Below are 23,137 nucleotides of genomic sequence, written 5' to 3'. Positions count from 1 at the left end.
ACGCATGTCGGGGGACAGGATCGCGGGAGCCGTCATCGGGCTCGCCGTGGGAGACGCCGCGGGCTGGCCCGCGGCCAGGCATCGGGCCGCGCTGCACGCCCCCTGGAGCCGCAGGCTCCACCGGGAGCTGGACGCCTTCGCCGAGGAGCACCGGGTCACCACGCTGCCGGTGCCGTTCGCGCTCAACCAGCCGACCGCGCCGCTGGCCGTCGGCCCGTCCGACGACGCGGAATGGCTCGCCTGGACGCTGCTCACCATGGGCACGCCGCGCGCCGGCGCGTTCCGGGCGCTCGTCGGCCGCGACGACATCAGGGCCCGCGTCTCGGTCGCCACCGCACTGGACAACCTGGCCAGAGGCGTCGAGCCGCCCGCCAGCGGCCACGACAACCCGCACCACTTCGACGACGCCGCCGCCGTGAGAGCCGTCGCCTACGGCCTGCGCGGCGCGGCGCCGGACGAGGACGCCCAGGTCACCAACGCCGGCGACGGCCTGCTCGGCGCCCGCGCCGTCGCCGCCGCCGTGGCCGAGGCCGTCGCCACCGGCTCGGCGGCCAAGGCTGTCAGCGCCGCGCTCGCCGTACTGCCGGAGGACACCGCCATCGGGCACAACGCCCGCCTGGCGCTGGCCGCCGCCCGCGCGGCGGGCGACCCGTTCGGCGCGGTGCCCGCGCTGGACGCGGCCCTGCTCGACCACGTCTACAGCTACGGGGTGGGCGCCGCGCTGACCGTGCCCGCCGCGCTCGCCCTGACCGAGGTGTCGGGCGGCGAGCTCGGCCGGGCCGTGCCCGCCGCCGCGTGCCTGGCGGCGCTGGCCGACTCGGCCCCCGCGCTCACGGGCGCGCTCACGGGGGCCTGCGGGGGGTACGGTGCGATCCCGGAGGGGTGGATCACACCGGCCCGCACGCTCGCCGGCTGTTGCCTGCCGGAGCTGGCGGGCAAAGATCTCATCGAACTTCTGAAAGGACTCTCATGACGCCGCTTGAAGACAGGGCGACTGGCTGCGTGGCGGGGGCGGCGGTCGGTGACGCGCTGGGCGGCGCGACCGAGGGCTGGACCGCCGAGCAGATCGTGGAACGCTACGGCGGCCGGGTCGAGGGCATCGTGCCGCCGTTCAACGACGACTGGCGCAACGCCCGCCCCATCGCCCCGTACCACAAGGGCGACGGCCACATCACCGACGACACGCTCATGACGCACGCGCTCATCCGCGTGTACGAGAAGGCGCGCGGCCACCTCGACGCGTACGCGATGGCCGAGCACATGGTGCCCGAGCTGATGGCCGAGCGTCAGTGGATCCCCGAGCTGGAGGCCGAGGCGCTGCCGCTGCAGCGGATCTTCCTGGCCGAGAAGTGGATCGTCGCCCGCCTCCACTACGGCCACGCCGACCCGCGCGAGGCCGGCACCGGCAACATCGTCAACTGCGGCGCCGCCATGTACGTGGCCCCCGTCGGCGTCGTCAACGCGGGCGACCCCGACGCCGCCTACGCCGAGGCCGTCGACCTGACCGGCGCGCACCAGTCCAGCTACGGCCGCGAGGCCGCAGGGGTGATGGCGGCGGCGGTGGCCGAGGCGATGCGGCCGGGCGCCACCGCCGACTCGGTCGTCGCCGCCTGTATCCGGCTGGCCAAGGACGGCACCCGCGCCGCCATCGAGGCCGTGTGCGAGACGGCTCGCGGGCTCGGCCACTGGGACGGTTCGTTCGAGGCGCTCCGCACCGCCGTGCGGCCCTACGACACGGTCGCCGACACCTACCGCGACCAGGGCCTCGGCGCCCGCAGGCCGAGCCGCGTGCACAGCATCGAAGAGCTGCCGCTGGCCCTGGCCTTCCTGGTGATCGCCAAGGGCGACTACCGGGAGACGGTGCTGGGCGGCGTCAACTACGGCCGCGACGCCGACTCGATCGCCTCCATGGGCGGCGCCATCGCCGGCGCGCTCGGCGGCCTCGGCACGGTCCCGCAGGAGTGGATCGAGCGGGTCGGCATCGCCAGCCGCACCGACCTGGTGGCGCCCGGCCGCGCCCTCGCCGCCGTCGCCCGCCGCGTGCACGCCGGCGACGTGGCCCGGCGCCGCGCCCACGAGGCCGCGTTCGCCGCGCTCCTGGAGGAGCGATGATCCGGCTCACCTGGGTCCAGCCCGAGGATCTGGTCGGCCACGAGCTGAGGCAGGCCGCCGAGGACGGCAGGGACGCCACGCTGGTCGCGAAGCGCTGGCACGCCGCCGGCGGGCACGACGCCCCGCCCCGCGCCGGCGCGTCCGAGCCCGGCGCGCGGGCGCTGCGCCCGCTCGCCGAGGAGCTCCTGGACGAGCTGGCCGCCCTCCCGTCGCCGCTCGACGAGCCCGGCGACCTGCTCGCGATCATCGCCGCCTGCCCCGGCTGGCCGCGGCCCGCGCGCGGCGTCGTCGCGGCCCACGACCGGGTGCTGGGCGCCTGGCAGGGCCGCGCCGCCGGGTGCGTGCTCGGCAAGCCGGTCGAGAAGATCCCGCGTACGGGCATCAGGGAGATCGCCGAGGCCACCGGGAACTGGCCGATCCGCGGCTGGTTCACCGCCGAGGGCCTGCCGGACGAGGTGGCCGCGCGGTGGCCGTGGAACCGGCGCAGCGCCGTCAACTCCCTGGCCGAGAACATCGACGGCATCCCCGAGGACGACGACCTCAACTACCCCTTGCTCGCCCTGTCCGTGCTCGAACGGCACGGCCGCGGGTTCTCCACCGACGACGTGGCCAGGCTCTGGCTCGACGAGCTGCCCGCCGGGCGCACGTTCACCGCCGAGCGCGTCGCGTACCGCAACCTCCTCGACGGCGTCGAGCCCCCGCGGACCGCCACCCGCCGCAACCCGTTCAGGGAGTGGATCGGCGCGCTGATCAGGGCGGACGTGTACGGGTGGGTCAACCCGGGCGATCCCGGCACCGCCGCCGAGTACGCCTGGCGGGACGCCCGGCTCACCCACACCGCCAACGGACTCTACGGCGCCATGTTCGCGGCCGCCATGTGCGCCTCCTCGATGGTCGCCGGCTCCGCCGAGGAGGTCGTCGAGGCGGGGCTGTCGGTGGTGCCGCCCCGATCCCGGCTGCACCGGGCGGTCCGGCAGGCGGCCGAGGACGCCGCCCGCGAGGACGACTTCGAACGCGTCGTCGACCTGCTGCACGAGCGGCACGGCGACCTGCACTGGGTGCACACGATCAACAACGCCGCCCTCATCGCCGCCGCCCTCGTGCACGGCCGCGGCGACTTCACCGCCACCGTCGCCGGAGCCGTCGCCGGAGGCTGGGACACCGACTCCGCCGGCGCCACCGCGGGCTCCATCGCCGGCGCGCTGAACGGCGGCGTCCCCAGCGAGTGGGCGCTGCGCGACAGCCTGGCCAGCAGCCTGACCGGCTTCGACGGCATCGGCCTGGAACAGCTGGCCCGCCGCACCCAGGAGTTGACGCACCCGTGATCACCGTCTTCGGCAGCGCCAACATGGACCTGGTCGCCTACGTCGGCCGCGCGCCCAAACTGGGCGAGACCGTGACCGGGCGCGACTTCCGCACCGTGCCCGGTGGCAAGGGCGCCAACCAGGCCATCGCCGCCGCCCGCGCGGGCGCCCCGGTGACGTTCCTGGGCGCGGTCGGCGAGGACGCCTTCGGCGCCGAGATGCGCGACACCCTCGCCGGGGCGGGCGTCGACGTCGGGCTGCTGCGCCGGGCGCCCGGCGTGAGCGGCATCGCGCACATCGTGGTCGACGACGAGGGCGGCAACTCGATCATCGTCGTCCCCGGCGCGAACGGCACCGTCACCGGCCCGACCGCGGACGAGCGCGCCGTCATCGCCGCCTCGCGGGCGCTGCTGCTCCAGCTGGAGCTGCCGATGCCGGCCGTCACCGCCGCCGCCCGCGCCGCCCGCGAGGCCGGCGTGCCCGTCATCCTCACCCCCGCCCCCGCGCAGCCGCTGCCCGAGGCTCTGCTGGACGCGGTCACCCTGCTGCTGCCCAACGAGCACGAGGCCGCCGGCATCACCGGCGCCGCCGACCCCGGCGCCGCCCTGGACAAGCTGCTCGAACGGGTCGAGGAGGCGGTCATCACGCTCGGCTCCCAGGGCGCGCTGTACGGATCGCGCGCGGGGGAGCGGCTCCACGTGCCCGCCGTACCGGTCAAGGCGGTCGACACCACGGCGGCGGGCGACACGTTCGCCGGGGCGCTCGCGGTGGCCCGCGCCGAAGGGCGTCCTGCGGCGGAGGCTCTCCGCTTCGCCGCGGCGGCGGCGGCGCTTTCCGTGCGGCGCGAGGGGGCGTCCACCTCGATGCCGCTCCGCGCCGAGATCGACGCCGAGCTCGCCGGCTGACGCCGGCCCCATCGGATCCGGGCCCGCCCGCATCGAACCATGAGGTGAGGGCACGGGGAAGGTATGAGCGAGAACCCCGGCGACACGCCCCCTGCGGCGGACGGCCTCGGCGCGGAGAGCGACGTGGTCGCGGAGCGCTCCGGCGCGAGCACCGAGAAGTCCCGCCGCCCCATCCCCGCGGACCCTCCCGAGGCCCGCGACGAGCCGGAGCGGCCCGACGAGGACCGCCCCGAGGAACGAGACCACGCCGAGGGCGAAGAGGAACGCCCCGACATCGGCCCCACGGGCTGATCGCCGAGCACGTCTTTCTGATGCCGCCGCCGCGTGTGGATGTCGTGCTCGGCCTCGGCGTCCAGCCCGGCGCTCGGCTCGTCGAGGATCATCAGGTCGCGGTCGCCGCGCAGGAAGGCCCGGGCGAGCGCGACCCGGTGCCATTGCCCGCCGGACAGCATGGCCCCCACCTGCGGGTCCTCTTCGGGGAACGTGCCGGCGAAGGTACGGGTCAGCAGCGTGTCGTAGCCGTGCGGCAGGCTCGCCAGCACGTCGTGCACCCCGGCGCGGCGGGCCGCCTCCTCGATCCTGGCGGGGGAGTTCACCGCCGCCAGGTCGCCGACGGCCACGTTGCCGGCGGCGCTGAAGTCGTACGCGACGAAGTCCTGGAAGGCGGCACCGATGCGGGCGCGCAGTTCGGCGGCCGGGACGTCCCGGATGTCCGCTCCGTCCCACAGGATCGCGCCTCGCGCGCAGCGGCTTGACCAGCATGCTCTTGCCGGCTCCGTTGCGCCCGACGAGCGCCGTCGAACAGCCGTGCGGGATGCGCAGGCTGACGCCACGCAGCACCCACGGGTGCTCGTCGCTGTAGCGGAACCAGACGTCGCGCAGTTCGATGCCGCTCCGAAGCGGCGGCAGGGCGCGGGGCGCGGCCGGCTCCGGCAGGTCGGAGCCGCTCCTGATGATCGCGGTGTAGTGACCGAACAGCCGCACCTCCTTGGCCGCCACCCGGAGTCAACGCGACAGTTGCAGGAGGCACTCGTCGCGTAACGCGCCGCGGCGGCCGGCGGTCTAGATGACCGGCACATCAGCCAGAGGCGGGAACTCCGCTACTCGGACCCGCACGCTCGACGGGTCCCGCGGCAGGCTGATGACGGCCCAGTGCTCCTTGGTCTCCTGCGCTAGGTGGTCGCTCTTGTACTTGGTGGGGGTGCACAGGCAGTAGAGCCGGGAGCCTTGCCGGCCGTAGACGACCGCGGCCCCGTGGAGGGTCTTGCCCCGGGGGTCCACCACGTCGACGTTCGTGGCGCCGCCGATGCCGCCCCTGCCCGGCAGGGCCGTCGGGCGATCGCTGAGGTCGTGCAGCCAGGTCTCCTTGATGCCGTTGTTGGTGGTCCTGAAAACCATGAGGCCGATCCCCTCGCCGATGACGCGGATGGGGTCGACCTCGACCGTGAAGGGTTGTCCCTTGACGTTCGTGCTGCTGCTACCGCCGGGACGCCCCGACTCGACAGGGCTCGGCGTGCTGCTCGGGGAAGGCGCGGGCAGTGTCCCCGGCCGGTCGAAACTGACCGTTACCCGGCGGTTCTTGCGCCGGCCGTCCGCGTCGGCGTTGGAGTACAGCGGCTGGGCGGAACCGTGGCCCCGCGCACGGAACGTCACCCCTTCCCGGGTGACCAGCGACGCGAGATCCTTGCGCACGGTGTCGGCCCTGCGTTCGGAGAGCGGCTGGTTGATGGCGTCGGTGCCGGTCGAGTCCGCGTGGCCGTCGATCGCGACCTCGGCGGCGTCCGACTCGTCGATCTGGCCCGCGGTGCGTTCGAGCACGTGGCGCGCGCCCGCGGACAGGTCCGCCTTGTTCACCTTGAAGAGCACGTCGGAGGAGAGGTTGATGCGTACCCGCCGATCGTCCGTGGTCGTCTCCATGCTGTTGTCCAGGCTGGCCGAGGGCAGTTCCACCGGATAGGAGAGCGGCGTGAGCTGGGCTGTTGCCGGGTCCGGGATCTGCTGGTTGGGCGGCGGCTGCGGTGGTTCGTCGCTGATGGGGACGTTGACGAAGGGCGGGGCGAACGGGGTGTACACGGTCGCCGAGGTGGCGCCCCCAGAGGGCGCGGGCACCAGCGCGAAGAAGGTGCGTGGCTTGCCCGGTTCGAGCCACGGCCTCTCGAAGTCGTCCTCCACGGTGCAGGCGCAGCCGCCGTCAGGCGTGGTCGACGGCATGAGCAGGCGGCCGGCGGCGGCGTCGATGATGCCGAGGCCGGATGCCATGTCGTCCTTGTCGCGCCCGCTTGCCATGCGGTCCTCGACGTGGTGCCACACGTACATGGAGCGTTCGCCCGTTTCGGTGAGACGTACCTGGACCGCGACATGGTCGCCGATCCGGTTGAGTCCGACTAGGTCGGCCCGGACGGTGCGCTTGCCGTGGTCCGCGTGGGTGGCGAGGGCGCTGGCGGAGGGGCCGGCGGGCGTCGGAGTGCGGATCGCTGTAGGAGGGGCTCGTGGAAGCGGCAGGGGCGGCTGTGCCTTGCGAGGGCTGGGGCGCCTCGGGCTCAGCCGGAGCGGGCGACGACGCGTCCGCGGCCGGAGAGGCGGCGCGATCCGGCTGGGGCAGCACACCGCAGGACGTCAACACGGCCAGGGCGCACGCGGCGGCGGTGAGTCTCAGCGGACGTGACTTCCCACGGACATCATGTGCCACAGCGGTGTCAGTCATCGGGGAACTCTATAGAAGAGGATCTCTGAAAAGCGGCCAGTTCGCCGCAATTGCCGGCGAATGTCCGTACGGCATGGCCTGGCCGGTGGTGATGCGGCGAACACCCGCCCCACGTCGGCCGGCGTCGTTCCCTGGGCGCCCAGCCCCGGCGCCAGGATCGGGCCGTTGAGGCGGTCGAGCGGGTAGCCGGGGTCGGTTACCGTCGCGCCCACCACCACGCCCACCGGGCCGAGCGGGTCGCGCCCGGCGTTCGCGGCCCGTAACCCCTCGCAGATCTCCCCGGCATCGGCCTCGTCGGCTGATGCCGGTCAGTCGGTGAGGTTGAGTGGTGTGGTGATGACCAGCTCCCAGCCGGGTTCCGGGGCGGCGTCGTAGTCCAGCCACACGATCACCGGTCTGCCCCTGTCGTCCAGGGTCATCGCGAGTGCTTCGCCGGCGCCGCCGCGGATCCTGGCCACGGGAGTGCTCGTGCAACGGCCCCCGGTGCACGTCGCCAGCATGATCCGGGTTCCCTCGGCGTTCTGGAAGGCGACCAGGATCCGGCCCGCCCGGTCCAGGACCAGCGCCGGGGTGGCCAGGTCCGTGTCGCCGGCGTCCAGGGTGACGACGTCCGCCCGCGCGCAGTCAGGGGTGCGGCAGTCCAGCAGCTTGGCCGCACGGTCGCGTACGTCCCGGTACGCGATCACCGGGCGGCCGTCCGCCCGCACCGCCAGCGTGAGCCCGGTCTCCTGGCGCAGCCCGGCGTCGTCCCGCGCCGGATACGGCGGCACCGGCCTGGTCACGCGCGGTCGCCGGCAGCCTGCGTCCGCGCACGAGATGACGTGGATCTGGCCGGTGACGACGTCGAACCGGGCGGCCACCGGCCGGTCCCCGGGCCCCGCCGCGACCGCCAGGACGGGCGGGCCGTGCAGATACGCGGCGGGGGCCAGCCGCGCGGCCTCGGTCGGCTCCGGCCGGGAACAGGCCGCGTCCGCACAGGAGATGAGGGTGACGAGGTCGTCGCCGTCGTCCGCCCGCTCCCTGTCGGCGAAGGCCACGACCAGCCCGCCGTCCCGTCGTACCGCCATCGCCACCCCCGCGTGGAACGGCCGGTCGCGCGCCTCCGCGACGACCGCCCCGCCCGGGGCCGCCGCGCAGGCGAAGGTCCCGCAGTGTGACACCCTGAGCCGCGGCCCCGACCAGGTGGTCACCGCCATCCTGCCGTCCGGCAGCCGCGCGGCGGCGTACCCGTTCCTCGCCCTGTCGGAGAGAGCCGCCACGTCGTCCGCCCAGGCGAGGCCGGCCCGCTCGCACGAAGGATCGCCGCACGTCAGCACGCCCGCGGCGGTGTACAAGCCGTCCACCACCACCTTCAGCTCGCCGTCGTGACCGGCGTGCGCGCTCCGCAGCTCCCACGGCCGGAACGACGGCGGGCGGGAGAGCGTCCCGGCTCCCGACCCCAGGGCCTCGGAATCCTCGCCTCCGGACACCACCGTCTCGGTGACCTCTGTCCACCTGAACGGGTTGACCAGCACGATCCCGCCGAACAGCAGCCCCGGCGCCAGCACCACCGGCCACAGCGCCGCCCTGACCGGCCGCGCCGTCCCGGCCGGCACGCCGTGCTCCAGATCCTCGTCATGCGTCTCGGTACGCCAGGCCACGCAGTGCAGGAACTGCCGCGCCACCACGGCCGCCTGGACCGGCGTCACGGCCAGCGCCAGGACCGTCCCGGCCACCGCCCACCCCGCCGTGGACAGCGGCCCCGGCAGCGGCGCCAGGGCATGTTCCGCCGCCCGCGCCACCGCCACGGGCACCACGACCACCCCGAGAGCCAGCGTGCAGGCCGTCGGCAGTTCCCGGTAGCGGACCAACCGGTAGGCGCGGACGACCGCGCCCGGCGCCGTGCACCCGTGCAGCATGACCGACGGCACGGCCAGCAGGCCGGGCATCGCCACCAGCCCCAGCACCACCATGACCACCGTGGCCGGCCATTCCCGGCCGGTCACCACCAGCACGCCGAACCCGGCGGCCGTGATCGCCGCGTACGCCACCGAGGCCAGCACGACCAGGAGGAACATGGCCGGGAACCGCCGCGCGGCCATCCGCAGCGCCACCACGGGCGGAACCCGGCGGCCCACCAGCCACCCGGCCGCGAGCACCACCGTCGCCGGGAACACCACCGCCTGCGCGAGCACCACCAGCGCCGCCAGCGTCACCGTCCAGGCGAGCAGTTCCCCGCCGGACGCCCCGATCAGGTCCAGCCGCCCGTCTACCACCGCCGCCGACCCGCCCGCCCACACCACCATCAGCAGCAGGACGAACCCGGACAGAGGCGCATGCACGAGCGCGCCGGGCACCGCGAGCGGCACCAGCCGCCGTACCCCGTCCAGAGAGCCCCGCCACAGCACCCCGGAGCCGCGCATCCGCTCCACCAGCTCGATGCGTGTCATGGGGGAACGGTGACAGAGGGCCGCCTCCGTCCACGTCTCATGTGTCGCGAACGGTCTGATTTCGCCCGGCGGCTAGCGTCGTACAGGCGACGATATCCACACCGGTATGAAAGCCAGCCCAATACCACTATTAGACGGACCCGGCCGGTTTCTGATCTTCTTCTCGGCATGACACGACTGCGACTAGGGGTCCTGACATCGGCCGTCGCCGTGCTGCTGGGTGGCCTCGCGCCCGGGGCGGGCGCCGCCACCGGCTCCGGGCTGGACAAGACGTTGCGGAAGCTGGAGAAGACCTACGACGGGCGTATCGGCGCGGTCGGCATCGACCTGGCGACCGGCAGGACAGTCGGCTACCGGGCCGGCGAGCGCTTCCCGTTCAACTCCAGCTTCAAGGTGTTCGCGTGCGCGGCGGTGCTGCACAAGGCGCGCACCAGCGCCCCCGGGCTGATGGACAAGGTGATCCGCTGGAAGCCCGCCGACATGGCCGAGCTGACCGGGAACTCCCCGGAGACCACCGAATACACCGACACCGGGATGACACCCGCCCAGCTGTGCCGCGCCGGCATCACCAAATCGGACGGCTTCGCGGGCAACACCCTGCTGAAGCAGATCGGCGGGCCGCCCGGCCTCACCCGGTTCTTCCGCGCCACCGGTGACCAGACCAGCCGCCTGGACCGTACGGAGCCCACGCTCACCCACTGGGCGCCCGGCGAGAAGCGCGACACCACCACCCCCGCGGCGGCCGCCCGGACCTTCGCCGAGCTGACCACCGGCAAGACCCTCCACGCGCAGGACCGGGCGCGGCTGGTCGGCTGGCTGAAGGCCAGTCTCACCGGGGCCAACCGGATCAAGGCGGGACTTCCCAAGGACTGGACGGTCGGCGACAAGACCGGCACCGGCGGCGCGAGCAACCACGGCACGGCCAACGACCTCGCGATCGTCTGGACCCCCGGATCGAGCGCGCCGATCATCCTGTCGGTCTTCACCAACCGCAACGACGACGACACTCCGCACGACGACAAGGTGATCGCCTCCGCCGCGACCGCCCTGGCCAAGGCCCTCGGCAAGCTGTAACAGCCACCGGGCAGTCGCGACGCCGCCCCTGTCAGGGGGGGCACAGTCCGTGCGGCAGCCCTTCGGAGAGACGTACGCGGAACAGCCGGTCACGCGCAGCCGGGGCGGGAACGCGCCGGGCGTGCGCACAATGCCCGCTCCGCCGCCTCCTGCTGCCGCAACAGCTCGGCGAGCTGGGCGACGTCGTCAGCGTCGATCGTCTGGCAGAGACCGTGTCGGCGACCCGGAGAGTGACGTCACACGACGACTCGCCCATGCTGCACCTGAGGCGTCATCAGGACGACGGCCTGTTCGATCGGTTCGCCTTTCACATCTCGGAGCTGTGGAGCAGCGGCAGGGACGTGTGGCAGCAGCCTGGGACGCCGGGTCAGCCCGGACGGGACCGGGTCCAGGAATGATCGGGGATCGTCTCACCAGGGGCGACAGCCGCCGGGCGGAGCCCGGCACAGCAGGACGTCCGAGCGTCAGCGAGGGCCTTTGTGGACGGGTGGGCTGGCGGGGGCAAGGGGCGGGCGTGTGGGAAAGCGACGGGTGGTGTCAGGGGCTCAGGTGGTGGGCGCACTCGTCGCGGTAGCGTTCCGTACGGGCCCGCAGTCCGGGCTGGTCCGCCAGCAGGGACCGGGAGGCCGACGGCAGCACCGCGTGCCGTACGGTCGCGAACAAGCGTCCGACGTCGGCCGGAGTCGCTCCCTGGGCGCCCAGCCCCGGCGCCAGGATCGGGCCGTTGAGGCGGTCGAGCGGGTAGCCGGGGTCGGTGACCGTCGCGCCCACCACCACGCCCACCGAGCCGAGCGGGTCGCGACCGGCGTTCGCGGCCCGTACCCCCTCGTAGATCTCCCCGGCCACCGCCTCCTGCAGGCGCGCGCCCTCGGGGTTGGAGGTGCGGGCGAGGACGAACACGCCCGCGTCGGCGGCCAGCGCCGAGGTGATCGCGCCCGCCAGGCTGCCGAACCCCAGATAAGGGCTGAGCGTGACCGCGTCGGCCGCCAGCGGGCTGCCCCGGTCGAGGTAGGCCTCGGCGTAGGCGGCCATGGTGGCGCCGACGTCGCCGCGCTTGACGTCGAGCAGCACCAGCGGGCCGGCGTCGCGCAGGTCGGCGACGGTGCGCTCCAGCACCGCGACGCCCCGGCTGCCCCAGCGCTCGTAGAAGGCCGACTGCGGCTTGACCACGGCGGCCAGGTCGCTCACCGCGTCGACCACACCTCGGCTGAAGTGTTCGAGACCGGCGGGGGAGTCGTCCAGCCCCCACGCGTGCAGCAGCTCGGGACTGGGGTCCAGCCCCACGCAGAGCGGTCCGTACTTGTCGATCCTGGCTCGTAACCGTGTTCCGAACGACTCGGTCATCACACGCCCCCTTCGTGAAGTCGCATGGGCAGTCTTCCCGAGCGGGCGCTCCGGGTAAAGCGACGAACATGTACGAGATCGCTCGCCGCACGCTGACGTTGCGCACCGAGCCCCCTCGGGAGGTGGTCGCCGCCATCGGCATGCCGTACGCGGAGGCCGGGGGAGACTGGTCCTGCCCGTACCGGATCGACGGGCTGGCCGGCTGGGAGCACGAGCGGAAAGCCACGGGAGCCGAATCCATGCAGGCAGTGGAGCTGGCGATGGCGATGGTGCGGGCGGCGCTGGCGGGCTCGCACGAATCCAGGGAGGGCCTGCTCGCCTCGGAGGAGGAGCCGGGCGGCAGACGTCCGTGCACCGTCTACACCAGCTGGGACCGCTACCACAACATCGCCTATATATCGATGAAGCATGAGATCGTGGCGGGCGAGGCGGCGCGGCAGGTGGTCGCCGACGGCGTGGTGCTCGACTTCGGCGGCGGCGGCGAGCTGCTGGGCGTGGAGCTGTCCGACGCCGAGACCCTGATGCCGGCGCAGATGCGGCTGTAGGCCGCCGCTCGACCGATCCGCTGTGCTAATACGAATTAGTTCTTGACCGCGCAGTGCGTGCGGTCGCACAATGTCGCACTAATGCGCATTAGCAACGGAACGGGTGACGGACTGTGACGAGTTCGGGGCGGCGTCTGACGCAGCAGGACATCGCGCGGATGGCCGGGGTGAGCCAGACCACGGTGTCCCTGGTGCTCAACGGAAAGGCCGAGAGCGAGGTGCGGATCTCGCCCGAGACCCGCGACCGGGTGCTCCAGGTGATCCGCGACACCGGCTACGTGGCCGACCCGGCGGCGCGCCGGCTGGCCGAGCGGCGCAACCGCATCTACGGCGTGTTCACCTACGAGGCGGTCTTCCCCGCCGAGAGCGCCGACTTCTACCACCCGTTCCTGGTCGGCATCGAGGAGTGCGCCGAGGAGGCGGGCTGCGACCTGCTGCTGTTCACCAGCGCCAAGGCGGCGCAGAGGGAGCGGCGGCGGATCTTCAGCGCGGAGAGCCGGATCCGGCTGGCCGACGGCTGCGTGCTGCTCGGCCGCACCGTCGACCGCGACGACCTGGTCAGGCTGCTGGCCGAGCGCATCCCGTTCGTCTCGGTCGGCCGCCGCGACGACGCGGGCGGGCCCGTGCCGTACGTGGGCGCCGACTATCCGCCGGCGGTGCGCGCGCTGGTCGCGCGGGCCGCCGCGCTCGGGCACCGGCGGATGGCCTACGTCGGCGTGGGCCGGGGCGCGGAGTCGTACGCCGACCGGCTGCGCGGCTTCATCGCGGGCGTCGCGGAGACCGGCGCGGAGGGTCTGCACCTGACCACCACCGCCGGGCTGTTCGAGTCCGGCGCGACCGTGGTGTTCGCCGAGGAGCTGGCCGACGGCGCGGCCATCGCCGAAGCGGCCCTGGCCCGGGGCCTGGACGTGCCGCGCGACCTGTCGATCGTCGCGCTCGGCGCGCCCACCAGGCCGGTCTCCACCGACATCGACTTCACCGGGTTCCGCATCCCCCGGCGCGAGATGGGCCGCAGGGCCGTCGAGCTGCTCACCCGGGTGCTGGAACGCGGCGGAAACCCGCAGGAACTGCTGGCGTGCGAGCTCGTCGACGGATCGACGCTGGCGCCCGTCCCCGACGAAAGGTGATCCCCCACGTGGTTGAGATATCGGCAGACGCGCTCGTCGTGGGCGGCGGGCTGGGCGGCGTGGCCGCCGCCCTCGCCCTGCTGCGGGCGGGCCGCTCGGTGGTGCTCACCGAGGAGTACGACTGGCTGGGCGGCCAGCTCACCAGCCAGGCGGTGCCGCCGGACGAGCACACCTGGGTGGAGCGGTTCGGCGTCACCGCCAGCTATCGGGCGCTGCGCGACGGCATCCGCCGCTACTACCGCGACCACTACCCGCTGACCGAGCGGGCGCGGGCGTGGGGCGAGCTGAACCCCGGCGCCGGCCACGTCAGCAGGCTCTGCCACGAGCCCAGGGTCGCGGTCGCGGTCATCGAGGCCATGCTCGCCCCGTACCGCGGGTCGGGCAGGCTGCGCGTGCTGCAGCCGTACCGCCCGGTGGCGGCCGAGACCGACGGCGACCGCGTGACGGCGGTGCGGCTCGCGCACCGCGACGGCGGCGGCGAGATCACCGCGACCGCCGCGTACGTGCTGGACGCCACCGAGACCGGCGAGCTGCTGCCGCTGGCCGGGGTCGAGTACGTCACCGGGTTCGAGTCGCAGGCCGAGACGGGCGAGCCGAGCGCGCCGCAGGAGGCCCAGCCGCTCAACATGCAGGCCGTGTCCGTGTGCTTCGCGATGGACCACGTGGACGGCGACCACACCGTCGACCGGCCGGCCTCGTACGACTTCTGGCGGTCCTACCAGCCGTCGTTCTGGGGCGACAAGCTGCTGTCGTGGCGCTGCCCCAGCCCGCGCACGCTGGAGATCGTGGAGCGTTCCTTCACCCCCAACCCCGGCGACGACCCCCGGCTGGTGGAGGCCGACCAGCGGGTCAACCCCGGCGACGCCAACCTGTGGACCTTCCGCAGGATCGCCGCCCGCGACAACTTCCTGCCCGGCGCGTACGAGAGCGACATCACGCTGGTCAACTGGCCGATGATCGACTATCTCGAAGGCCCCGTCATCGACGTGCCGGACGCCGGCCGGCACCTGGCGGCGGCCCGCGAGCTGTCCCTGTCGGTGCTCTACTGGCTGCAGACCGAGGCGCCCCGCCACGACGGCGGCACCGGCTACCCCGGCCTGCGCCCGCGCGGCGACGTCACCGGCGGCGCCGACGGCCTGGCCATGGCCCCCTACATCCGCGAGTCCCGGCGCATCCGGGCCCTCACCACCGTCACCGAGCAGGACCTGTCCGCGGCGGTGCGCGGCGACAAGGGCGCCGTCTCCTACCCCGACCCGGTGGGCGTCGGCATGTACCGCATCGACCTGCACCCCTCGACCGGCGGCGACAACTACATCGACGTCGCCTGCTCCCCGTTCGAGATCCCCCTCGGCGCGCTCATCCCGCGGCGGACGGTCAACCTGCTGCCCGCCTGCAAGAACATCGGCACCACGCACATCACCAACGGCGCCTACCGCCTGCACCCGGTGGAGTGGAACGTCGGCGAGGCCGCCGGCGCGCTCGCCGCGTTCTGCCTGGACCACGCCACCACCCCGCACGCCGTGCGGGAGGACGAGCGGCTCCTGGCCGACTACCAGCACCGCCTCACCCGCGACGGGGTGGAGCTGCGCTGGCCCGACGTCACCGGATACTGACGAAGGAGAACCCCCCATGAAGACGAAGCTGGCCGCCCTCACGCTGAGCGCCCTGCTCACGGTCACCGCCTGCGGCGGCGGAGGCGGCGACGCGCCGGCCGCGCAGGGCCCGCAGCCGCTCCGGATGACGATCTGGACCTCGAACGAGGCCCACCTCAAGCTGTTCAAGGAGATCGCCGACGACTACCGCAAGACCCGCCCGGAGACCGGCGAGATCACCTTCGACCCGCTGCCGTTCGAGAACTACACGACCACGCTCACCACCCAGATCGCCGGCGGCAACCCGCCCGACCTGGCCTGGATCCTGGAGAACTCGGCCCCCGACTTCGTCGGCTCCGGCGCGCTCGTCCCGCTCAAGAGCAAGATCCAGAACCCGGGCGAGCTGGTCCCCGCCGCGACCAAGCTGTGGGAGAAGGACGGCGAGCTGTTCGCCTACCCGTTCTCCACCTCGCCGTTCGGCGTGTTCGTCAACACCGACCTGGTCAAGGCCGCCGGCCAGAAGACGCCCCAGGAGCTGATCAAGGCGGGCCAGTGGGACTGGGAGCACGCCAACGAGATCAACAAGGCGGTGGCCGCCAAGGGCAAGCACGGCCTGACGATCTGGGACTTCGACTACAAGGGCTGGGACAACCTGGCCACCATCTGGCGCGGCTGGGGCGCCACCGCCTACAGCGAGGACGGCACCACCTGCCGGTTCAACAGCCCCGAGATGGTCGAGGCGATGACGTTCCTGCACACGATGATCTTCAAGGACAAGGCCATGCCCGCCCCCGGCACCGTCGCCGACTTCTTCGCCGGCGACGCCGCCATGGTCGTCGCGCAGATCTCGCGCGCCGCCATGCTGGAGGACGGCGAGTTCGGCTGGGACCTGGTGCCGCTGCCCGCGGGGCCCAAGGGTGAGTACGCGGTCATCGGGCAGGCCGGGATCGGCGTGCTGAAGAAGTCGCCCAACGCCGAAGCGGCCGCCGACTTCCTCGCCTTCTTCACCGACGAGGCGAACTCCGCCAAGCTCGCCGCCTACTTCCCGCCCGCCCGCGACTCCCTGCTCACCGCCGAGACCATGGCCAAGACCAGCCCGCTGCTCAAGCCCGAGCAGCTCCAGGAGGTCGTGATCGACGGCATCGAGACCGGCGTCGTCAAGCCGAGCCACACCGGCCAGGCCGAGCTGGCGCAGACCGTCCGGGCCTCGCTCGACGCGCTGTGGGTGGCCGACGCCGACGTCAAGACCGTGCTGGACGGCGTGTGCGCGAAGATCCAGCCCATGCTCGGCGCGTGACATGACCGCGACGGACATCGGCGACCGGGTGGCGGGTCGCGCCGCCGCCCGGCGCCGCCCCTTCTGGACCATCCCGCGCCGCGACGCCCTCGTCGGCTACCTGCTCGTCTCGCCGCAGCTCGCCGGCAGTGTCCTGTTCGTGCTGCTGCCGTTCGGCCTCGTCGTTTGGTACAGCCTCCAGGAGTGGAACGTGCTGGCCGGGACGTTCGAGTTCGTCGGCGGCCGGAACTACGAGAAGCTGCTCGCCGACCCCAACATGGGCGCGGTCCTGACCAGCACCGCGCTGTTCTCAGCAGGCCTGGTCGTGCTCAACCTCGCCCTCGCGCTCACCCTGGCCATCCTGCTCAACCAGAAGCTCGCCGGCACCACGTTCTTCCGCACCCTGTTCTTCTCGCCGGTGCTGGTGTCGCTGGTCGCCTGGACCATCGTCTGGCAGTTCCTGCTCCAGGGCGAGGGCGGCGTCAACGGGCTGCTCGCCGTCGCCGGCGTCGACGGGCCCAACTGGCTGCGCGGCGAGGGCACCGCGCTGCTGTCGGTCGTCGTCGTCCAGGTGATCAAGAACGTCGGCCTCAACATGGTGCTCTTCCTGGCCGCGCTGCAGGGCGTGCCCAGGCAGCTCTATGAGGCCGCGCACCTCGACGGGGCCGGCGCGTGGACCCGCTTCCGCCGCGTGACGGTGCCGCTGATCAGCCCGACCATCCTGCTCACCTCGATCATCACCGTGGTCGGGTCGCTGCAGGTGTTCGCCCAGATCGCGGTGCTCACCCAGGGCGGGCCCGGTATGTCGACCACGGTCCTCGTCTACTACCTCTACCAGCAGGCCTTCCAGTTCCGGCACTTCGGGTACGGGGCGACGCTGTCGGTCCTGCTGTTCCTGATCGTCGCCGTGCTGACGCTGGTGCAGTGGCGGATGCGCCGGAAGTGGGTCTTCCATGAGTCGTAGGGTCAAGCTCGCGTTGTACGGGGCGCTGTGCGCGCTGTGCGTGCCGTTCGTCTTCCCGACCTGGTGGATGGTCACCTCGTCGGTCAAGCCGATCAGCGACATCTTCTCCTTCCCGCCGTCGCTGCTGCCCGGCCGGTGGGACTTCGCCTCGTACGGGCGGGTGTTCGAGCTGCAGCCGTTCGCCCAGCAGTACTGGAACAGCCTCTACATCGCGGCCGTCGTCACCGTGGGCACGATGGCGGTCGCCGCCATGGCCGGCTACGCCTTCGCCCGCATCCGCTTCCCCGGGCAGAACGCGCTGTTCGTGGTCGTGCTGGTCGGGCTGCTGATCCCGAGCGAGGTGACGATCGTCCCGTTGTTCCAGATGTTCCACACCGCCGGTCTGACCGACACGCACTGGCCGCTGATCCTGGTGCCCATCCTGGGCGCGCCGAGCGTGCTGGCCACGTTCATCATGCGGCAGTTCTTCATCGCGCTGCCCGGCGAGCTGGAGGAGGCGGCCCGCGTCGACGGGCTCGGCCGGTTCGGCACCTTCGCCAGGGTCGCGCTGCCGCTGTCCCGGCCCGCGCTCGGCGCCGTCGCCATCTTCACCTTCCTGCACTCGTGGAACCTCTACCTCGAACCCATCGTCTACCTGTCCACGCCCGCCAACTTCACGCTCCCGCAGGCGCTCACCCAGTTCGTCGACGCCTACGGCGGGCCCATGTGGAACGTGCAGCTCGCCGCGGCCAGCATGACGGCGCTGCCCGTCCTGGTGGTGTTCGTGCTGGCGCAGCGCCAGTTCATCGAAGGACTGGCGCACACCGGGCTGAAAGGCTGACCACGTCATGCGCCCGCCCTGTCCTGCGCCGCCATCACCTCCTCGGCATGCTCGAACGCCCACGCGCCGAGCGCGCCGATCGGCTCGACGAGGCTCCGGCCCAGGTCCGTCAGCTCGTACTCGACGCGGGGCGGCGCCTCGGCGTAGGCCCGGCGGTGGACCAGGCCGTTGAACTCCAGGCGGCGCAGCGTCTCGGTGAGCACCTTCTGGCTGATGCCGCCGATCTGGACGCGCAGGTCGGCCGGGCGGCGGGGGCCGTGGCGCAGCGACCACAGGACGACCGCGTTCCAGGTGTTGGCCAGCAGGTCGAACGCGAGCCTGGCCTGGCAGTCGGCGAGGAACAACGCGGCCTCCGTAAGGCACCGGATGGTGCGTATCGGGCTTTCTAGGGTCTCTCCTACATGTACCAGCACGTGGAGGAGTGACATGCGGATCGGGATCCTGGGAGCGGGGAACATGGCCGGCGCCCTCGGCGCCCAGTGGACGAGGGCCGGGCACGAGATCATGGTCAGCGGACGCGACCCGGCCAGGGCGTCGGCCCTGGCCGCGACGACGGGCGCCCGGGCGGGGACGTTCCGGGAGGCGGCCGGGTTCGGGGACGTCGCCGTGGTGGCGGTCCTGGCCGAGGCGGTGCCCGCGGTGCTGGCCGAGGCCGGGGACGCGGCGCGGGGGAAGCCGGTGATCGACGTCACCAACGACGTGGGACCGCACGGTTTCCGGCCCGTCGCCCGCGAGATCGCCCGGCTGAGCGGCGGGCACGTGGTCAAGGCCTTCAACCTGTGTCACGTGGACGTGTGGCGGATGACGCCGCCCGTCTTCGGCGGGCGCCCGCTCGCCGTGCCGCTCTGCGGCGACGACCCGGACGCGCTCGCGCTCGCCCGCGGGCTGGCCGAGGACCTGGGGTGCGCACCGGTCGACGGCGGCGGGCTCGGCCGGGCCGAGCTGCTGGAGGCGACGGCCGCGTTCATGATCGGCCTCTGGTCCGGCGGCGCCGACGCCCAGGCGGTGCTGCCGCCCCTGGAACACTCCGGCGCCCACCCGCCCGCCTGACGGGCCCCGGGTACGACTCCTGGTGTACACGCGATGACGACCGGCGGCGGATGCCCGCGGGGGCGGGGGCCGCGATCCTGGTGATCTCGTACGAGGTCGAAGGAGAAACCAGTGGTCACCCAGGTCGTGCAGCGCAGCGGATATCTGACGGCGTTCCGGGCGGCGGCGCTGCTCAACGCGGCGGCGGTGCTCTTCCAGGCCGTCACGGCCGGCCAGATGCTCGGCGGCGCGGGGCCGGGCATGCACGGGGCGGGCTCGGGGGCCGTCCACGTGCTCGGCCTGGTCCTGCTGGTCACGGCCGTCCTGTTGTGGCGGCCGGGGCGCGGCGCGGGCTGGCCGGCGCTGGTCAGCCTGGTGGCGCTGCTGCTCGGGTTCGTGCAGACCATGCTGGGCGGTTCCGGCCAGGTGCTGGTCCACGTCCCGCTCGGGGCGGCGCTGTTCGGGGTCAGCGTGTGGCTCGTGACCTGGTCGTGGCGGCCCTAGCGGCCGGGTCCCGATGTCTGGCCAGGTGGTCGGCCCTGCGGACCGGCTCGGGCAGCCGGTAGCGCGGCGTCAGGGCCAGCACCTGGCCGGTCGCCGTCTCCAGCGAGATGCGGTGCCCCTGCGACACGTACACCGGCTTGACGCCGTCACGGGTGCGCAGGGCGCGTCCGACCACGACGCCGTCCAGCTCGATGGGCGACCACGCGCCACGCTCCGGCGGCGGCGGCTCGTGCGCGCCCACGAACGGGGTCTTGCCGACGCCCAGCGCCGGCAGGCCCGTCAGCACGCCCACATGGCAGGCCAGGCCGAAGCCGCGCGGGTGCGCCAGCCCGTACCCGTCGCACACCAGCAGGTCCGGCGTGACGGTGAGCCGCTCCAGCGCCTCCACCAGCGCGGGCAGCTCGCGGAAGGCGAACAGGCCCGGCACGTAAGGGAAGGCCGCCTTGCCGTTCACCACCACCTGCTCCACCACGGACAGCGTGGCCGCGTCCAGCACCACCACGGCGGCGGACAGGTCGTCGTCGCCGTGGTAGTGCACGTCCAGGCCCGCGACCGTGGCGAACCGGTCCGGGCCGGTCAGCTCGACGCGCGGGCGGAGCAGCTCCTGGACGGCCTCCGCCTCGGCGACGCTCTCCGGCCAGGGATGAAGAAGATCGACACGCACCCGGTCAACCTACGCCGGGCCACTTCTATACCGATACAAGATTAAGCAAAGGCCCAGATGGTGAAACTTCTGTAGTGTCGGAAGTCATGAGCGATGTCCTGGTGCTGATCGGCCCTGGACTGGCCGCGGACGAGGCCCTCCTGGGCGAGATCGCCGAACGCGAGTTCGTTTCCCTGGGCGTGCGCGGGGTCATCACCCGCGTCCGCGACCCCGACGACGTCCGGGCCCGCACCCGCCGCCGCCATCCGGGCTCGGGCGGCGGGCAGGGGGAGCGGCACAACTCGGCCGGCCACGCGGTCGTCATCCTGCCGGGACCCGGCGAGCTGCGGACCCTGATGGCCGAGCCGCTCGGACCCGTCACCTGGCTGGACATCTGGCGGGCGGACGGCGTCGAGGTGGCCGAGGACGCCACCCACCTCCACGGCCGCGGCCTCGCCGGCCTCCGGTGGGCCGTCCGCCACGCGGTCCACCGCATCAGACACCCCCACGTCCGCATCCCGTACGGCCCGCATCGAGACCAGTGGGGCCACCTCTACCTCCCGTCAGCGCGCGAGACGCCCCCCGCCCGCGCGGACGCGGGGGAGCAGAGGGCTCCCTCGCTGCCCCGGAGGCGTGCCGCGGCGCCGGGGGTTCGGGCCGGGGAGGCGGCCGGGGGCCCGTCGCCGGTGGTGGTGCTGGTGCACGGCGGATACTGGCGGTCCGTCTGGGCGGCCGACCTCATGGAGGCGCTCTGCGCCGATCTGACCGCCCGCGGGTTCGCCGTCTGGAACCTCGAGTACCGCCGCCCCGACCTGCACGGCTGGGACGCCACCACCGCCGACGTGGCCGCCGGGATGGAGGCGCTCACCCGCCTGGACGCGCCGCTCGACCTGGGACGGCTGGCGGTCGCGGGACACTCGGCCGGGGGCCAGCTCGCGCTGCGGGCCGCCGCCGACGGCGCCGGGGTGGCGCTGGCCGTGTCCCTGGCCGGGGTGCTCGACCTGGTCGAGGGCGACCGGCGCTGGGTCGGCACGGGCGCGGTGCCCGCCGCGCTCGGCGTCACCACCTGGGACGACCTCCCCGAGCGGGAACGCTCCACCGCCGAACGCGTCTACGGCGGCGCGTCGCCGCTGGTACGGGTGCCGATCAAGGTGCGGCAGCTGATCGTGCAGGGCTCCGGCGACGACCTGGACCTGGTGGACTTCGGCCGGCGGTACGCGCGCGCCGCGGCGAACGCCGGAGACGAGGTGACCTATCTGGAAATGGTGGGTGACCACTTCGCCGTCATCGACCCCCGCACCCCCATCTGGGAAGCCACCGCCCACGCCATCGCCGAAGCGCTCCACTAGCTCTGGACATCACGCGGCCTCGCCCGTACGAAAGAGTGATGGAGGTCACGATCGTCGGCGCGGGGCTCGTCGGGTGCCTGCTCGCCTGCTTCCTCGCCCGCCGCGGACACGAGGTCACCCTGTACGAGCGACGCCCGGACCCGAGAAGGGCCGGGGCCGGCGGCGGCAGATCCATCAACCTGGCGATCTCCGAGCGGGGCGTCGACGCGCTGCGCCGGCTGGGCCTGGACCGGGAGGTGCTCGGAGCCGCGATCCCGATGCCGGGCCGGATGATGCACGCCCTCGACGGCGAGCTCACCTTCCAGCCCTACAGCGCCGACCGCGGGCACGCGATCAACTCCATCGGCCGCGCCGAGCTCAACAGGATCCTGCTGGACGCGGCCACCGCCATGCCGGGGGTCAAGGTGCTGTTCGAGCACCGGCTGACCGGGCTGGACGAGCGGACCGGCAGGCTGGAGTTCGGGTCGGGCGCCACCGCCCGCGCGCGGGTGGTGATCGGCGCCGACGGCGCCCACAGCGCGGTCCGGGCCAGGTTGCAGGCCCTGCCGGGCGTCGGCTTCATCCAGGAGTACCTCGACTACGGCTACAAGGAGCTGACCATCCCGCCCAGGGACGGCGCGTACGCCATGGAGCCGGGGGCGCTGCACATCTGGCCGCGCGGCCGCGCCATGATGATCGCCCTGCCGAACCCCGACCGGTCGTTCACCTGCACCCTGTTCTGGCCGCACGACGACCTGGCCGCCCTCGACACCCCGCAACGGATCAGGGCGCGCTTCGCCGCTGAGTATCCGGACGCGTTCGAGCTGATGCCCGGCCTGGTCGAGCACTACCAGGCCAATCCCGTCGGCCACCTCGTCACCATGCGCTGCAGCCCCTGGCACGTGACCACCGGCGAGGTGACGGCGGGGCTGATCGGCGACGCCGCGCACGCCATCGTCCCCTTCTACGGCCAGGGCGCCAACTGCGGCTTCGAGGACTGCGTCGAGCTCGACCGGTGCCTCGACGAGACGGGCGACGACTTCGCCGCGGCGCTGGAGCTGTTCGAGCGGCGCAAGGCCGACACCGACGTGATCGCCCGGCTGGCGCTGGACAACTTCGTGGAGATGCGCGACAAGGTCGGCTCCCGCCTGTTCCTGGCCGGCAAGCGGCTGGAGCACGCGCTGGAGCGGGCGCTGCCCGGCCGGTACGCGTCCCGCTACGAGCTGGTGTCGTTCTCCACCACCCCGTACTCCGAGGTGGAGCGGCGCGTCACCCGCCAGCGCCGCTGGGCCGCCGCCGCCGGACTGGCCGCCGCCCTCCTGGCGGCGGGACTCACCCGTACGGCGCGCCGCAGATGAGGCGATCCTGACAGTCCAGGCCACCGCGAGCCCGTTCGGCGCGCCGCAGGTGAGGCGATCCTGACAGCCCCGGCCACCG

General features: G+C 73.2%; 21 protein-coding genes and 1 pseudogene. 16 read left to right on the top strand and 6 right to left on the bottom strand.

Going from position 1 to position 23,137, the window contains the following annotated elements:
• The first annotated feature begins 4 nt into the window (after positions 1-4).
• The 5 genes from KME79_RS31420 (at position 5) to KME79_RS31400 (ending at position 4,612) form a co-directional block, all read left to right on the top strand.
• On the top strand, positions 5-973 hold the full coding sequence (locus tag KME79_RS31420) for an ADP-ribosylglycohydrolase family protein (protein ID WP_219548255.1): 969 nt from the start codon (positions 5-7) through the stop codon (positions 971-973).
• Positions 970-2,112, top strand: coding sequence for an ADP-ribosylglycohydrolase family protein (locus KME79_RS31415; RefSeq protein WP_219548254.1), 1,143 nt, complete (start codon positions 970-972; stop codon positions 2,110-2,112). The genes KME79_RS31420 and KME79_RS31415 overlap by 4 nt, the downstream gene beginning before the upstream one ends.
• Positions 2,109-3,437: an ADP-ribosylglycohydrolase family protein gene (locus tag KME79_RS31410; protein WP_219548253.1), complete on the top strand. Its 1,329-nt coding sequence runs from the start codon at positions 2,109-2,111 to the stop codon at positions 3,435-3,437. Before KME79_RS31415 ends, KME79_RS31410 begins: the two co-directional genes overlap by 4 nt.
• Positions 3,434-4,321, top strand: a complete 888-nt coding sequence (gene rbsK, locus KME79_RS31405) for a ribokinase (RefSeq protein WP_219548251.1) — start codon at positions 3,434-3,436, stop codon at positions 4,319-4,321. The genes KME79_RS31410 and rbsK overlap by 4 nt, the downstream gene beginning before the upstream one ends.
• Before the next feature lie 63 nt (positions 4,322-4,384).
• Complete coding sequence (locus KME79_RS31400) at positions 4,385-4,612, top strand: hypothetical protein (protein WP_148030730.1); 228 nt, start codon at positions 4,385-4,387, stop codon at positions 4,610-4,612.
• A gap of 131 nt (positions 4,613-4,743) precedes the next feature.
• Here the strand turns inward: KME79_RS31400 and KME79_RS47540 are convergent.
• The 3 genes and pseudogenes from KME79_RS47540 to KME79_RS31385 form a co-directional block, all read right to left on the bottom strand.
• Positions 4,744-5,161, bottom strand: a pseudogene (locus KME79_RS47540) (ATP-binding cassette domain-containing protein); the annotation flags it as partial.
• A 222-nt stretch (positions 5,162-5,383) separates the two neighbouring features.
• Positions 5,384-6,607, bottom strand: a complete 1,224-nt coding sequence (locus KME79_RS31390; protein WP_219548249.1) for an OmpA family protein — start codon at positions 6,605-6,607, stop codon at positions 5,384-5,386.
• Between the two features lie 726 nt (positions 6,608-7,333).
• Complete coding sequence (locus tag KME79_RS31385) at positions 7,334-9,454, bottom strand: hypothetical protein (protein ID WP_219548247.1); 2,121 nt, start codon at positions 9,452-9,454, stop codon at positions 7,334-7,336.
• 168 nt (positions 9,455-9,622) lie between these two features.
• On the opposite strand from KME79_RS31385, the gene bla reads away from it, so the two are divergent.
• Complete coding sequence (gene bla / locus KME79_RS31380) at positions 9,623-10,528, top strand: class A beta-lactamase (protein ID WP_219548245.1); 906 nt, start codon at positions 9,623-9,625, stop codon at positions 10,526-10,528.
• A 537-nt stretch (positions 10,529-11,065) separates the two neighbouring features.
• On the opposite strand, the gene pyrF is transcribed toward bla, so the two are convergent.
• The gene (pyrF, locus tag KME79_RS31375) at positions 11,066-11,872 is read right to left on the bottom strand and encodes an orotidine-5'-phosphate decarboxylase (RefSeq protein ID WP_219548243.1); all 807 of its coding nucleotides are present in this window, start codon (positions 11,870-11,872) and stop codon (positions 11,066-11,068) included.
• A 68-nt stretch (positions 11,873-11,940) separates the two neighbouring features.
• Here pyrF and KME79_RS31370 point away from each other — a divergent pair, with 68 nt between their 5' ends.
• The 6 genes from KME79_RS31370 (at position 11,941) to KME79_RS31345 (ending at position 18,196) form a co-directional block, all read left to right on the top strand.
• Complete coding sequence (locus KME79_RS31370; protein WP_219548241.1) at positions 11,941-12,417, top strand: DUF6968 family protein; 477 nt, start codon at positions 11,941-11,943, stop codon at positions 12,415-12,417.
• Between the two features lie 113 nt (positions 12,418-12,530).
• Positions 12,531-13,544: a LacI family DNA-binding transcriptional regulator gene (locus KME79_RS31365; protein ID WP_219548239.1), complete on the top strand. Its 1,014-nt coding sequence runs from the start codon at positions 12,531-12,533 to the stop codon at positions 13,542-13,544.
• Positions 13,545-13,552: 8 nt separating this feature from the next.
• On the top strand, positions 13,553-15,157 hold the full coding sequence (locus KME79_RS31360; RefSeq protein WP_219548237.1) for an FAD-dependent oxidoreductase: 1,605 nt from the start codon (positions 13,553-13,555) through the stop codon (positions 15,155-15,157).
• Between the two features lie 16 nt (positions 15,158-15,173).
• Positions 15,174-16,433: an ABC transporter substrate-binding protein gene (locus tag KME79_RS31355; RefSeq protein ID WP_219548235.1), complete on the top strand. Its 1,260-nt coding sequence runs from the start codon at positions 15,174-15,176 to the stop codon at positions 16,431-16,433.
• A 1-nt stretch (position 16,434) separates the two neighbouring features.
• A complete protein-coding gene (locus tag KME79_RS31350; RefSeq protein ID WP_219548233.1) occupies positions 16,435-17,376 on the top strand; it encodes a carbohydrate ABC transporter permease in 942 nt (313 codons plus the stop codon).
• Positions 17,366-18,196, top strand: coding sequence for a carbohydrate ABC transporter permease (locus tag KME79_RS31345; protein ID WP_219548231.1), 831 nt, complete (start codon positions 17,366-17,368; stop codon positions 18,194-18,196). The genes KME79_RS31350 and KME79_RS31345 overlap by 11 nt, the downstream gene beginning before the upstream one ends.
• 5 nt (positions 18,197-18,201) lie before the next feature.
• Here the strand turns inward: KME79_RS31345 and KME79_RS31340 are convergent, their stop codons facing one another.
• Positions 18,202-18,540: a winged helix-turn-helix transcriptional regulator gene (locus tag KME79_RS31340; protein ID WP_246640733.1), complete on the bottom strand. Its 339-nt coding sequence runs from the start codon at positions 18,538-18,540 to the stop codon at positions 18,202-18,204.
• 82 nt (positions 18,541-18,622) lie between these two features.
• Between KME79_RS31340 and KME79_RS31335 the strand changes: the two genes are divergently transcribed.
• Both KME79_RS31335 and KME79_RS31330 read left to right on the top strand, forming a co-directional pair.
• The gene (locus KME79_RS31335; protein ID WP_148030742.1) at positions 18,623-19,246 is read left to right on the top strand and encodes an NADPH-dependent F420 reductase; all 624 of its coding nucleotides are present in this window, start codon (positions 18,623-18,625) and stop codon (positions 19,244-19,246) included.
• 111 nt (positions 19,247-19,357) lie between these two features.
• On the top strand, positions 19,358-19,729 hold the full coding sequence (locus KME79_RS31330; protein WP_148030743.1) for a hypothetical protein: 372 nt from the start codon (positions 19,358-19,360) through the stop codon (positions 19,727-19,729).
• On the opposite strand, the gene KME79_RS31325 is transcribed toward KME79_RS31330, so the two are convergent.
• Entirely contained in the window at positions 19,692-20,393 is a 702-nt protein-coding gene (locus KME79_RS31325) for an endonuclease V (protein WP_219548221.1), read from the bottom strand. The two genes, KME79_RS31330 and KME79_RS31325, sit on opposite strands and share 38 nt — an antisense overlap.
• A gap of 86 nt (positions 20,394-20,479) precedes the next feature.
• Here KME79_RS31325 and KME79_RS31320 point away from each other — a divergent pair, with 86 nt between their 5' ends.
• Positions 20,480-21,721, top strand: a complete 1,242-nt coding sequence (locus KME79_RS31320) for an alpha/beta hydrolase (protein WP_219548219.1) — start codon at positions 20,480-20,482, stop codon at positions 21,719-21,721.
• A 38-nt stretch (positions 21,722-21,759) separates the two neighbouring features.
• Positions 21,760-23,058 carry an FAD-dependent oxidoreductase gene (locus KME79_RS31315; protein WP_219548218.1) on the top strand — a complete coding sequence of 433 codons (1,299 nt, stop codon included), beginning with the start codon at positions 21,760-21,762 and terminating at the stop codon, positions 23,056-23,058.
• Positions 23,059-23,137: the final 79 nt, after the last annotated feature.

It is taken from the genome of Nonomuraea harbinensis (assembly GCF_019396385.1).
GTDB classification, from domain to species: Bacteria; Actinomycetota; Actinomycetes; order Streptosporangiales; family Streptosporangiaceae; genus Nonomuraea; species Nonomuraea ferruginea.
Note: the sequence above shows the minus strand (reverse complement) of the source record. Positions and strands in the feature narration are given on the sequence as shown.

Excerpts from the sequence above, each read along its gene's own strand:
- KME79_RS31420 (WP_219548255.1), top strand. The coding sequence starts at position 5 with ATGTCGGGGGACAGGATCGCGGGAGCCGTCATCGGGCTCGCCGTGGGA.
- KME79_RS31415 (WP_219548254.1), top strand. The coding sequence starts at position 970 with ATGACGCCGCTTGAAGACAGGGCGACTGGCTGCGTGGCGGGGGCGGCG.
- KME79_RS31410 (WP_219548253.1), top strand. The coding sequence starts at position 2,109 with ATGATCCGGCTCACCTGGGTCCAGCCCGAGGATCTGGTCGGCCACGAG.
- KME79_RS31400 (WP_148030730.1), top strand. The coding sequence starts at position 4,385 with ATGAGCGAGAACCCCGGCGACACGCCCCCTGCGGCGGACGGCCTCGGC.
- KME79_RS31390 (WP_219548249.1), bottom strand. The coding sequence starts at position 6,607 with ATGGCAAGCGGGCGCGACAAGGACGACATGGCATCCGGCCTCGGCATC.
- KME79_RS31385 (WP_219548247.1), bottom strand. The coding sequence starts at position 9,454 with ATGACACGCATCGAGCTGGTGGAGCGGATGCGCGGCTCCGGGGTGCTG.
- bla (WP_219548245.1), top strand. The coding sequence starts at position 9,623 with ATGACACGACTGCGACTAGGGGTCCTGACATCGGCCGTCGCCGTGCTG.
- pyrF (WP_219548243.1), bottom strand. The coding sequence starts at position 11,872 with ATGACCGAGTCGTTCGGAACACGGTTACGAGCCAGGATCGACAAGTAC.
- KME79_RS31370 (WP_219548241.1), top strand. The coding sequence starts at position 11,941 with ATGTACGAGATCGCTCGCCGCACGCTGACGTTGCGCACCGAGCCCCCT.
- KME79_RS31355 (WP_219548235.1), top strand. The coding sequence starts at position 15,174 with ATGAAGACGAAGCTGGCCGCCCTCACGCTGAGCGCCCTGCTCACGGTC.
- KME79_RS31350 (WP_219548233.1), top strand. The coding sequence starts at position 16,435 with ATGACCGCGACGGACATCGGCGACCGGGTGGCGGGTCGCGCCGCCGCC.
- KME79_RS31345 (WP_219548231.1), top strand. The coding sequence starts at position 17,366 with ATGAGTCGTAGGGTCAAGCTCGCGTTGTACGGGGCGCTGTGCGCGCTG.
- KME79_RS31335 (WP_148030742.1), top strand. The coding sequence starts at position 18,623 with ATGCGGATCGGGATCCTGGGAGCGGGGAACATGGCCGGCGCCCTCGGC.
- KME79_RS31320 (WP_219548219.1), top strand. The coding sequence starts at position 20,480 with ATGAGCGATGTCCTGGTGCTGATCGGCCCTGGACTGGCCGCGGACGAG.
- KME79_RS31315 (WP_219548218.1), top strand. The coding sequence starts at position 21,760 with ATGGAGGTCACGATCGTCGGCGCGGGGCTCGTCGGGTGCCTGCTCGCC.